Below are 11,986 nucleotides of genomic sequence, written 5' to 3' on the forward strand. Positions count from 1 at the left end.
TGACTTCTTACTGTTTCCCAGAATAGCGATTGATGTTTCTTAATTTATTGGTTTATTAAGAAGTTTTTATTACACCCTGCTATCAATTCACTATTTTTTGCTGTTGGATTGATGGGACGGATCGTCGCATCGAGAAAATATTGCCGATATTTTTCGATTTTGGGTTCCCCCTGGCATGCGTTCAGTTGGCATATCTTCTGAAAACCATAATTCATCAGGATAAAGGGGATAAATGCATGGCAAGATTTCGTACTCACTTGTTGGCCCGTGCCTTACGAGTGGCGGTGTTAGGCGCGGCTTTCGGTGTGACTCTGCCTGTCATGTCCGTGCACGCCGCCTCTGTGGCAACCGTTCAATCCTATGCGGTACCGGCCGGTCCGCTTAACCAGGTATTAAACCAGTTCGCACAACAGGCGGGTGTGTTGCTTGCTTATGATCCGGCATTGGCGGCGGGGAAAAGCAGTACGGGATTACAAGGCAGTTACCGTGTCGATCAGGGATTTCAGCACATTCTCGGCGATAGCGGTCTGGTCGCGCAATACAGTGCCGACGGCAGCGTAACACTGGTGCCGCAAGCTGCTCAGGCGTCTGTTCCCGCGACGGTAGCCGCGCCACCTAAAAACGAACAAATTATCGTAACGTCACCACCTAATACGGCGCTGAAGCTGGATGTTCCCCTATCGGAAACGCCGCGGTCCGTCTCCGTGGTGACTGATACGCAGATTCAGGAGCGCGATGCGAAAAAGATTGATCAGGCTTTGCGCTATAGCGCCGGTATTCTGGCGACGCCTTACGGGCCGGACAATAAGGCTGAATGGGTCACTATTCGTGGGTTTAGCGATCAGTCCCGTTTCCAAAATGGCCTGGCGACGCTGAATGAAGACGGTTTTTATGGACAGCAGCTGGAGCCGTTTGGCGTTGAGCGTATTGAAGTGCTGAAAGGTCCTGCTTCGGTGCTTTACGGACAAAACCCGCCGGGAGGGTTGATCAACGTTATTACCAAACGTCCGACGCGTTTACCGCAAGGGCAGATAGAAGTGGAATACGGCTCTAACGACTATCGCCATCTGGCGGTCGATAGCGCCGGTCCGCTGAATGATGACGGTACGGTGTTGTATCGCGTGGTGGCGCTGGCGCGCGACACGTCCGGCGAAGTGGATTTTGCGGACAGCAAACGCTTCTATCTGGCGCCCAGCATGACTTTCCTGGGAGAAGATACCGAACTTACCGTACTGGCGAGCTATATGGATACTCAGTCCGGTATGACCAACGGCTTCAAACTGCCGTATGGTACGTTACAGAATACCCCGTTTGGCAAAGTAGGCTATAAAACCTCGCTGGGTGAACCCGGTATTAATCATCACAATACCCGTCAGTTTAATCTTGGCTATGAATTGACTCACCATGTCAATGATACCTGGACGTTCCATCAGAACCTGAATTACACCTATCTGAATATGGATCTGCGCGGCGCTTACGTGCTGGGGATGGTTGATGGCAGCGATCGTCTTGCCAACCGCGGCCTGACTTACCGCGATGGCTTTGCGCAGAACTGGGCGACGGATAACCGTCTGGTCGGAGAGTGGCAGTTCGACGACATTGAAAACACGCTGTTATTAGGTGTGGACTATCGTCGTGCCAATACCCAAAGCCGCGATGCGAATCTGTATTCCTTCGGTGCGCCAATCGATATTTTTAATCCCGTATATGGCGACTATACGCCACCGGGGGACGATGATCTGTTCGATCACCGTTCAGGACGTCATCAGACGGGATACTACATTCAGAACCAGATTAAATATAATGAGCGGCTCATCTTCCTGCTGGGCGGACGTTACGATGTGGCGAAATCCCGCGATCGCGATCTGACGTCAGGAGCGGATACGCGCACGGATGACTCGAAATTTACGAAAACCGCCGGGGTGATGTATCTGTTTGATAATGGACTCTCACCGTATGTGAGTTACTCCGAGTCGTTCCTGCCGGTGTCTGGTCTTGATGGGTATGGCCGCCCCTATGTTCCGGAAGAAGGGCAGCAGACAGAGGCCGGGGTGAAATATACGCCGGAAGGATTCAACGGATATGCTTCCCTTGCCTTGTTCAATCTGGAACAGAAAAACGTCAAGACCACCGATCCGGCGAATCCAAGCCGAACCATTCAGGCAGGTGAGGCGCGCTCCCGCGGTGTTGAATTGGAATTCAGCGGTGAAGTGTATTCCGGGCTGACGCTGACGGCCAACTACACCTATAACGAAGTGAAAACCACGAAATCCGGTACGGTAGGGGAGAAGGGGAATCGCTTGCCCGGATTGCCCGAACACATTGTTTCCGGTTGGGCAACGTATGCCTTTAAAGGACCGCTGGAAGGGTTAACGGTCGGCAGCGGGATTCGCTATGTCGGCAGTTCTTACGGCGATATTGAGAATACCGCCGCTATGAAAGTGCCTGCCTACACGCTGTGGGATGCCATGATCGCCTACGATTTCAGCAAAGACTGGCGGCTACAGGTCAATGCCACCAACCTGGCGAATCATGAGTACGTCAGCGCCTGTAACTACTGGTGTTACTACGGAGAAGGGCGCAACGTCAGCGCGAATATCAGCTATCGCTGGTAACCCGCTTGCGTATGAAGGGATGATGCCGGTCACTTGACCGGCATCATGATTCCATCCTGATCGCTGGCCAATCGATGATGTCGCATCCCAGTGCTTGCCCCCAGTCGGCTGTGCTGTCAAGAGGGGTAAACAGCGGCGCCAGATGGCGGCATTCCAGCATGCCGACAAGTTGTTGCAGGCAACGCCGCGTCGGGTGTACGTTCCAGCGGTAGAAATCGACCTCGCCTGCCAGCCACTGCCGCCGGGCCCGGTGATTGAGATGGCCGGTGAATAAAATACGGTGACTGAAGTCAGGCTGTGCCCGCAGTTCGCCGGCAGTGCCGCTCTGTCCATCAGGATTGGCGGCCAGCAGCAGCGGCATTTCCGGCGAAAAAGGCGGCAGTGTTCGCGCCAGACTTTGCAGTTCGGCTTGCACGCCGGGTTGCAGGCTGCCGTCGTCATGCTCCGCCATCCTCTCCAGCATGGCGCGGCAAGGCGTATCCAGCGTCATTCCGGTTGCGTTGCGACGCGCCAGCAGCAAGGCCATTTCCACCGCCCGTCCGGAGGGCGGCACCGGACATAGCGCTGGCTGAACCAACTGCGCCAGCAGCGCTTCCCGCTGCTGGTTCTGGGCGACGTCATACAAACCGTAGGACGCGTCCACCAGCGCCAGCCGCGCCGCGGGCGGTCTGTCGAAGCGGAACAACGCGGATTCCAGGCTGATATCGCCGCTGTAAAACAGTCCGCCAGACATGTTCAGATGAAACCAGACTCCGCCGTAGGCATGACCGCTGCTGCCGGTGGTGACGGTCAACGGCCCCAGGCCGAACTGGCCGCGAACGGGAATTATCCGCACATCCAGCCCAGAGGGCAGAGCCTGAGCCGTGATGCCGGTGCAATATACCGGCGTCTGTGGCGGCAGGCGCGTCAAACCGCCGATGTGATCCTCATGGTCATGGCTCAACAGGATCGCATCAAGATCGTCAGGTATCGGCCACGGTTCGTCATCCGGCTCCAGCGCGCCGCCTGCATCGAGCAGTATGCGCTGCGACGGCGTGGTCACCAGTATGGCCGCCGGCGCCTTGCCGTGCTGACCGCTAAGAATATCGATACTGACGCTCATGCCGCCTCCAGCCGCCAGCCTTGATGCAGGCGCACCGCAACGGACTGTTGCTCGCTCAGCGGGGCGTCATGATAAGCGGTCAGCGGCTGGCCGTCGTTCAGGCGCAGTTGCAGCAGATAGCGTTCCCCCTGATAAATGCAGCTCTCCACCTGAGCGGCCAACCCGCTGGCGGCGACCTCCACATGTTCAGGACGAATCAGAATCGGTTGACGTGAATAGGCGACAGAAGTCTGTTCCAGCCCGCGATGCAACTGCGCGCCATCCAGCCGGGCGGCGTCGGCGGCCACAGGCAACGTTAATACGCTGCCTTTGCCAATGAAGCGCGCCACCCAGGCGTTTTGCGGATATTGATACAGTTGCTGGGGAGAACCCCACTGCATCAGTTTCCCCTGATGCATTACCGCGATATGGCTGGCTAACGCCATCGCCTCGGCCTGATCGTGGGTGACATAGATAAAAGTGGCGCCGGTACGGCGGTGAAAATCACGGAAGGTCTGCTCCATGGTGGCGCGCAGGTGCCGGTCCAGATTGGCCAGGGGTTCATCCAGCAGCATCACCTGCGGTTCTGACACCAGACAGCGCGCCAACGCAACACGCTGGCGCTGACCACCGCTGAGATCCTGCGGGGAGCGGTCGGCGTAGGCGCCGAGTTCGACCACCTCCAACGCTTCCATGATGCGTTTTTGTCGCGCGGCGCCATTAACCTTCTTCAGCCTCAGCGGGTAACCCACGTTTTCCGCCACCGTCATATGCGGCCACAGGGCATAGGATTGGAACACCATCCCCATGTTGCGCGCTTCGGGCGGCAGATGCCGCTGTTGGTCTGCCAGAATTCTATCGCCCAGCAGTACCCGTCCCTGACTGAGTTGTTCCAGTCCGGCCAGAATGCGCAAGGTCGTGGTCTTACCGCAACCGCTGGGGCCGAGCAACGCGGTGAAATCCCCCTGAGGAATCGTCAGGCTCAGATCGCGCACCACGGCCTGTTCGCCGAACCATTTATTGATCTGCTCCAGTTTCAGTTCTGCCACGGGATCACTCCTTTGGGAAGATAGCGGCCCAGGCCGCTCAGCAGCAACATAACCAGCGCGACCAGTCCGACCACCATCACGGAAACCGCGGAGGCCAGCACTTTGTTGCCGCTCTCGTCCAGATTGAAAATCACCACGCCGAGCGTTTCACTGCCGGCGCTCCACAGCAGGGCCGAGACGGTCAGTTCGTTGACCGCGGTCAGAAATACCAGCAGCGCCCCGGCAAAGGCTGCCGGCGCCAGCAGCGGCAGGACGATATGGCGCAGCCGTTGCGAAAAGTTGGCCCCGGCCAGACTGGCCGCCTCTTCCATCGCCGGATCCAACTGCAACATGCCGCTGTGGATCGGCTTGAGGCAGACGGTGAGGAAACGCGCCAGATAAGCCAGAAAAATGATCGCCAGCGTTCCGTGCAGCGCGATCTCCACGATGGGAAGCGGGCGGGCGAACAGCAGAATGAAAGCTATCGCCAGCACCACGCCGGGCAGGGTGTAAGGAATATCGATGGCGTTGTGCAGCCAGCGTAACGACCGGCTGGGGTAACGTACCAGCAGGTAGGCTAGCGGCAGGCTCAGCAGCATCAGCACGAAGGCCGCCGAAACCGACAGCAGCATACTGTTCGTCAGCGCGCGCCAGGTGGCGCTTTGTCCTTCCAGCATGGTGCCGTAGGCGGCAAAGGTCAGGGTATCGCCATTCAACGGTACGCCCAGCGTGGGCACCAGCGAGGTCGCGATTAATGCCAGCAGCGGCGCAATCAGAATCATAAACAGAACAACAGCCAGCATCAGCTCCGTTGACCAACGCCATGTACCAAGGCGAAACGCCAGCGCACGACCGGCCATTCCGATAAGCGGCAGCGCATGGCGTTGCTGTAATCGCCCTTGCAACATGACGATCCCTATCGCCAGCACGCCCATTAGTACCGACAGCGCCGCCACCTGATTGAGCATCGTGGGGCCGAAACTGGCCATGGTCTGATAAATCTGCGTCGGCAGCACAAAGTAGGAAATAGGGATACCCAGCATGGCGGGAATACCGAAGTTGCCCAGCGCCGACACGAAGGCGATGGCGCCGCCCGCCCACAGCGCGGTACGGCACAATGGCAGCACAATGTCGCAGAACACCCGCCACAGCGAAGCCCCATTCAGGCGGGCGGCTTCAATCTGCTCTTTGGGCAGGCAGAGCAACTGGGTGCGCAGCGCCAGAAACACCAGCGGCGCATGCTGAATACCGAGCAGCAGGGCTATCCCTTCAGCGGAGTAAAGCGGGTTGGAACTGCCGAAGGTGGGCGCCATGCTCAAGCTGTTCAGCAAAATGCTGCTCGGCCCAAACAGTTGCAGCCAGCTCAGGGCGGTGACCTGAGGCGGGATCATCATCGGCAGCATAAACAGGAATACCCAGATCTGTTTGGCGCGGATATCGGTCAACGCCAGACAGAAGGCGAAAAGGCTGCCCAGCAGCAGGGAGAGCAAGGTGCCCAGACCGCTGGTGTAGAAACTGTTATACAGCGCCACCCAGGTGGAGCGGCTGGACAGCACCCGCCACAGGCTGCTGTCGCTGCCCTGATGCCAGTCAATCAGCGCCGAAATTAACAGCCGCAGGCTGGGCAGCAGACTGAGCAGCGAAACCAGACCGAGCAACAGCCAGAGTAATCCTTTTGGCGGGCTGCCGCTGGAAGGGTAGCGCATGGCAAGACTACTCATGGTTTAGTGGGTTCCGAACAGTTGACCAAAGCGCGTTTTGTTCTGTTCAGCCTCGGCCAATGCTTTGCCGGCGTCGAACGCTATCAGCTTGATTTGGTCGCGCGCAGGGAAACCTTCCGGCACCGGCAAGTCTGCGCGCGCCGGCAGATAGCCTTGCTTCAGGACCAACTGCTGTCCCTGCTCCGACAGGACAAAATCAATAAAGGCTTTGGCGGCGTCGGGGTTTTTGGCTTTCGCCATCATAGCAACCGGCTCGGTCACGATGCTTACGCCTTCCTGCGGGAACAGAAATTCAATCGGGGCGCCTTTGGCTTTTTCACGGATAGCCATGAAATCCACCAGTACGCCATAGGCTTTGCTGCCGGAGGCAATGGCGCTTAGCACTGCGCCATTGCCGCCCTGAGGCATGGCGCCGTTCTCTTTCAGCTTCTGGTAATAGTCCCAGCCCAACTGCGGGTTATTCGTCAACGTCGCCAGATGGATAAGCGCCGCGCCGGAATAGAGCGGGCTGGGCATGGTGGTCATATTTTTCAGTTCAGGTTTAAGCAGATCCTGCCATGAAGCGGGTTTGACCGGCGCCTGACGATGATAGGCGATGCCCGTGGTGATCAGTTTGGTGCCGTAGTAATAGCCATCGGCCTCATAGAGCGAGGGATCGTAACGGGAGGCTTCAGGCGATTTGTACGGCGCCAGCAGATCCTGCTGCCTGAGCGCCTCCATGGTTACGCTGTCGGAGATCAACAGCACATCCGGCGAGCTGCCGCCTGCCGCCAGTTCGGCTTGCAGGCGCGCGGTGAGTTTGGTGGTTCCGTCGCGAATCCAGGTAACGTTGATATCCGGATGCGTCTGTTCAAAGGCGGAGACGGTCATCTGGGCGTCTTCATTGGGCTGACTGGTGTAGAGCATCAGTGTGGTTTTCGCCATCGCTGAAGTACCGAACATCGTCAGTATCAACGCGGCAAACGTTATTCTTTTACACATGTCATTTATTCCCCTTGAATTTCGTTTTAATAATTAAAACAGGGGAATCTGACAAAAATATGACCAGTTAATTTCGTAGTAATAATTTAACATTTTCGTTGTAGTGTTTTCGCAAAGCATCAATACAAGGAGAGAATGATGACGCCGGAATCACGCCGTCGCGCTATTACCACGATGGTGACGGAGCAGGGGGAACAAAGTATTGAGCAACTGGCCGCGCATTTCGGCGTATCGCTGCAAACCGTGCGCAGCGATGTGCGGGAACTGACCGAGCAGGGTCTGCTGCTGCGCCGGCACGGTCTGGTGGCGCCTTTTGCGCGGGAAAATATTGGCTATCAGCAACGGGAAATCGTCAATGTCAGTGGTAAACGCTGGATTGGGCAACAGGTTGCCGCGCTGCTTGGCGAATACCAAAGCTGTTTTCTGGGAACCGGCACCACGGTTGAGATGGCGGCCCGCGCCTTGCCTGCCCACACCCGGCTGACGGCGTTCACCAATAACCTGCATGCGGCGCAAGCGCTCAGCCGTTTGCCCGGTTGCGAATTGACCGTGGCCGGCGGGCAGGTGCGCAAACGGGATCTGGATGTCATCGGCGGCGATGCGCTGACGTTTTTCAGCCGCTATCGGGTGGCAATCGGCGTGGTGTCAATCGGGGGCATGGGGGAAGCGGGAGAACTCTACGATTTCAATGATGACGAGGTGATGGCGCGCCATGCGTTGCTGGCTGGCGCAGCGGTAAAGGTGCTGGTGGTGGACAGCACCAAGTTTGGCCGCCCGGCCCTGTGCCAAAACGGCACCATTGCCGATTTTCACTATATCGTCAGCGATCGGCCGCCATCAAAACAGCAGCGTGACGTCTTGCAGGGACTGACGACGCGCTGGCTGTGCCAGGAATCTGATTTTTATCGCTAACCAGCGTCACCGTGAGAGAATACGCGGCGAATATTCATTGACTTTATTATTAATGATAATGAAAATCATTTCATTGTTATAATATTGAGCCGTTCCCGTGAATAATCCCGCGTTTGCTGATGTAAATCAGACCGAATCGTTACTGGTTCAGCAGATTTATCATGAACACCATTCCTGGTTGCAGGCGTGGTTGCGTCGACGTCTGGGGTGTTCACAACAGGCGGCCGATTTGGCGCAGGATACCTTTTTACGTCTTATCAGCCAGCATCAAGCTACACAGATCCGGGAACCCCGCGCCTGGCTTACTACGGTAGCGCACGGTCTGGTTGTGAATTACTGGCGGCGTAAAGACATCGAAAACGCTTATCTACAGGTATTGTCCGAGCAGGCGCCTGCCGTTGTCCCTTCGCTCGAACAGCAGGCGATGACCATTGACGCCCTGCTTGAGATTGATCGTATGTTGGCGACGCTGCCCGCCAAGGTGCGTCAGGCATTTCTGTGGGTTCATCTTGACGGATTGACTTACAGGCAGGTCGCCGGGCGTCTGGCGGTTTCTGAACGGATGGTGAAAAAATACATGGCGCAGGCGATGCTCAACTGTCTGCTTTGTCGGGACCTATGATCTCCGCTATCAAATCCGATATTCCCAAAGACGTTTTTCATGCTGCGGCAGAATGGTACGCCACTCTGTATGATGAGGAGTGCACCGAATTTGAGCGTCAGGCCTGGCGGCAGTGGCTGGGGCGCGACGAAACACACCGTCAGGCCTGGCAACAGGTTGAACAGATTCACGCGCGCTTTCATGCGGTCGATAAACAGCTGGCCTCTTCGGTACTGAATAAACCCGGCGCCGATCGCAGACGCATACTCAAGCTGTTGGCGATCGCCAGCGTCACCGGCGGCGTCGGTTTCAGTCTGCCGTGGGAAAGCTATGCCGCCGATTACCGAACCGGAACGGGGGAAACCCGTGAATTGGCGATCGCCAATGGCCTGACCGTGTGGCTGAATACGGATTCAGCCCTGAATCAGCAGGGTAACGGGGGGGCATTGGCGTTTAAACTGGTTCAGGGCGAGCTTATGCTGGAGAACCGGACGGCACAGCCAACCACCCTGATGACGGCACATGGCAGGATCGATGCCCCGCAGCCGTGCCAAATTGCGTTACGCTACACTCCGGCACAGAGTTTTTTATCCGTATTCAGCGGCGAAGCGGTATTGCGCACCACTGCGCTGACACAGCGGGTGACGGCGGGTCAGCAGGTCGCCTTTACGCGCGATCGATGCGATGCCCCGGTGCCCGTCGATAATTTCCGTCAGAGTTGGCGCTCGGGCGTGCTGGTGGCGGATAACATGCCGCTGATACAGTTGATTGATGAAGTGTCCCGTTATCATCATGGCTATTTCCACGTGAGCAAGCAGGTGGCCGGGCTACGGATTTCCGGCGTATTCCCGCTGCATGAGCGCGATCGCCTGCTTGAAGCGCTGGTTCGCACGCTCCCCATCAAAGTGACAAAACGCTTTGCCTGGTGGGTTGATATCAGCTCGCGTTAAAACCCGCTGGTGTTTCTGTAGTAAAACGCTAAAAATACCCCTTCACCCGTCCGTTTGTTGTCTGGATGGGGCGAAAAACCGCCTGGAACGATTTTCAACGTCGCTTGCGACGGCCCGAGGGGGGCGGGCAGGACGCCCGCCATAAAAAAATCGCTTTTATACCCGAACCAGATATTCAGGACGCTACGGACTGGAAGGGCAGTACATTCTTATTTAGCGTTATTTTACGAATACAGGACGTCATTATGCAGTTACTGAATTTGAAACAAGCCCGATTTCTGAGCTTTTTCTTTGTTATGGGTGGCCTGTTGATTTTGCTGCCGTTGCGTTTGTTGGCTTGTTTCATTGCCGGTTTTCTCGTTTATGAAATTGTGAATTTGTTGACTCCTTATTTTCAACGGGTGATCAGCGGCAAACGCGCGCGCTGGATGGTCGTGGCGATTATCAGTACGTTGGTTGTCAGCCTGTTGAGCCTGCTGTTCGGCAGTCTGGTTGGTTTGCTGATGCAGGAAATGAAAGATACCACCGCTTTCAACATGCGTATTGCCTATATCCTCAATGATATTCAGCGGCAGATGATGCTCTATTTACCGGGATATCTGCCGGTGAGTGTCGAAGAGCTTCAGCATGAATTCTTACGATGGATTCAGCAGCACATCGTGATCTTGCAGAATATGGGGAAAAGTTTTCTGCATGGTTTCGTCACGATGCTGATTGGTATGGTGCTGGGGGCGATAATTTCTTTATACAATGTTGATGATGATGAAGAAAAACCGTTGCTTAAAGCGGAGCTTCTGCGCCGGGTCGCCCTGTTGTCCGCATCATTTCGCAATATCGTTTTTGCTCAGGTCAAAATCTCTGTGGTCAATACGGTGCTTTCCGCCATTTTTATTCTGGGGGCATTGCCGTGTTTCGGTATTCACCTGCCGTTTTCTAAGACGCTGGTGGTCCTGACCTTTGTCTTTGGCCTGCTGCCGGTTATCGGTAATTTGATCTCCAATTCTATCGTCTTTCTTTCTGCGCTCTCCATTTCCCTGCCGATTGCCCTGGTCGCGCTGGTCTATCTGATGTTGATTCACAAGTTCGAATATTTTCTGAACGCCCAGATCGTCGGAACCAGAATTAAAGCGCATGCATGGGAAATCCTGCTGGCCATGCTGGTATTTGAAGCCGCTTTTGGGCTTTCGGGCGTTATTGCCGCGCCAATCTACTACGCTTATCTGAAAAGCGAACTGAAAGAAGCAGCCCTGATTTAATTCTTCGTATCGGCAGGCGGATATTTTTATCGCCTGCTGCCGTCTCTGTCGCCCAATATATCTCTCTCTTCCTCTGCAATGTCGCATGAACGGCCCATTGTTAATTTTCACCGACTGATAAAATCAACACAGTCATAGTGTTTATTCGGGTATTGAAAACATGAGTAAGGATGTTGGCGTTATTGTTCGTAGTCTGATTTTTTCCTTGCTGCTGGCTATCGTGGTCGGGCTGGTATTACTACTGATATTTGTTGATATCGTGGTTTTGAAAAACAGTGTGGGGGAAATATCTGTTACCGAGTTTGCCCAGGAGTTGTTTTTACTGTTAACCGGAGGGCTATTTCTCAATATGGCAAGCAAATCGGCGGCATATCGTGGGGGATATCTGCTTATTGCCGGGTTCTTTTTTTGTTTGTTTATCAGGGAAATAGATTTTTTTCTGGATTACCTTTCCCACGGTAGCTGGTTTTATTTCGCTATGCTTTGCGCTATCGGGTGCATCGTTTACGCGCTAAGGTCGATAAAAAGCACGATCGCTGGATTAGTGCATTTTTTTCAGCATCCAAGCTATGGCTACATGGTATGCGGATTGCTGTCGGTGCTGGTTTTTTCCCGCCTGATCGGCATGAATAAACTGTGGCTAACGCTGATGGATGAGGGGTATGTTCGAACCGTGAAAAATCTGGCGGAAGAAAGCGCCGAACTGTTTGGTTATACGCTGTGCCTGATTTCAGGTGTGTTTTATTATCGTTCAGCGCGCCATAATGAAAAAAAACAGCCCAATGATGAATTGAGCTGCTTGAGACTGCCGTCGTGATAAATTTTGTTGTGGGTTATCGCG

The 11,986-nt window shown here is 55.2% G+C and carries 10 protein-coding genes; 6 read left to right on the forward strand and 4 right to left on the reverse strand.

What is annotated here, in order from left to right; genetic code table 11:
- Window positions 1-236 precede the first annotated feature (236 nt).
- The gene (locus DDT52_RS15180; protein ID WP_136157093.1) at window positions 237-2,615 is read left to right on the forward strand and encodes a TonB-dependent siderophore receptor; all 2,379 of its coding nucleotides are present in this window, start codon (window positions 237-239) and stop codon (window positions 2,613-2,615) included.
- Window positions 2,616-2,658: 43 nt separating this feature from the next.
- Here DDT52_RS15180 and DDT52_RS15185 read toward each other — a convergent pair whose 3' ends face one another.
- From DDT52_RS15185 to DDT52_RS15200, 4 genes are read right to left on the reverse strand one after another with little or no spacing between them, the layout of a single operon-like run.
- Window positions 2,659-3,717 carry an MBL fold metallo-hydrolase gene (locus DDT52_RS15185; protein ID WP_136157094.1) on the reverse strand — a complete coding sequence of 353 codons (1,059 nt, stop codon included), beginning with the start codon at window positions 3,715-3,717 and terminating at the stop codon, window positions 2,659-2,661.
- Window positions 3,714-4,745 carry an ABC transporter ATP-binding protein gene (locus DDT52_RS15190; protein ID WP_136157095.1) on the reverse strand — a complete coding sequence of 344 codons (1,032 nt, stop codon included), beginning with the start codon at window positions 4,743-4,745 and terminating at the stop codon, window positions 3,714-3,716. The genes DDT52_RS15185 and DDT52_RS15190 overlap by 4 nt, the downstream gene beginning before the upstream one ends.
- Window positions 4,733-6,445 carry an ABC transporter permease gene (locus tag DDT52_RS15195; RefSeq protein WP_210732719.1) on the reverse strand — a complete coding sequence of 571 codons (1,713 nt, stop codon included), beginning with the start codon at window positions 6,443-6,445 and terminating at the stop codon, window positions 4,733-4,735. The genes DDT52_RS15190 and DDT52_RS15195 overlap by 13 nt, the downstream gene beginning before the upstream one ends.
- 3 nt (window positions 6,446-6,448) lie before the next feature.
- Window positions 6,449-7,426 (reverse strand): ABC transporter substrate-binding protein, encoded by a 978-nt coding sequence (locus tag DDT52_RS15200; protein WP_136157096.1) that lies wholly within the window; start codon window positions 7,424-7,426, stop codon window positions 6,449-6,451.
- Window positions 7,427-7,561: 135 nt separating this feature from the next.
- Here DDT52_RS15200 and DDT52_RS15205 point away from each other — a divergent pair, with 135 nt between their 5' ends.
- The 5 genes from DDT52_RS15205 (at window position 7,562) to DDT52_RS15225 (ending at window position 11,962) form a co-directional block, all read left to right on the forward strand.
- Entirely contained in the window at window positions 7,562-8,338 is a 777-nt protein-coding gene (locus tag DDT52_RS15205; protein ID WP_210732720.1) for a DeoR/GlpR family DNA-binding transcription regulator, read from the forward strand.
- Between the two features lie 97 nt (window positions 8,339-8,435).
- Complete coding sequence (locus tag DDT52_RS15210) at window positions 8,436-8,960, forward strand: sigma-70 family RNA polymerase sigma factor (protein WP_136157097.1); 525 nt, start codon at window positions 8,436-8,438, stop codon at window positions 8,958-8,960.
- A complete protein-coding gene (locus DDT52_RS15215; RefSeq protein WP_136157098.1) occupies window positions 8,957-9,889 on the forward strand; it encodes a DUF4880 domain-containing protein in 933 nt (310 codons plus the stop codon). The genes DDT52_RS15210 and DDT52_RS15215 overlap by 4 nt, the downstream gene beginning before the upstream one ends.
- Before the next feature lie 245 nt (window positions 9,890-10,134).
- On the forward strand, window positions 10,135-11,145 hold the full coding sequence (locus DDT52_RS15220) for an AI-2E family transporter (RefSeq protein WP_136157099.1): 1,011 nt from the start codon (window positions 10,135-10,137) through the stop codon (window positions 11,143-11,145).
- Between the two features lie 160 nt (window positions 11,146-11,305).
- Window positions 11,306-11,962, forward strand: a complete 657-nt coding sequence (locus DDT52_RS15225; protein WP_136157100.1) for a hypothetical protein — start codon at window positions 11,306-11,308, stop codon at window positions 11,960-11,962.
- Window positions 11,963-11,986 lie beyond the last annotated feature (24 nt).

The sequence above is a fragment of the Brenneria roseae subsp. roseae genome (assembly GCF_003115845.1).
GTDB lineage: Bacteria > Pseudomonadota > Gammaproteobacteria > Enterobacterales > Enterobacteriaceae > Brenneria > Brenneria roseae.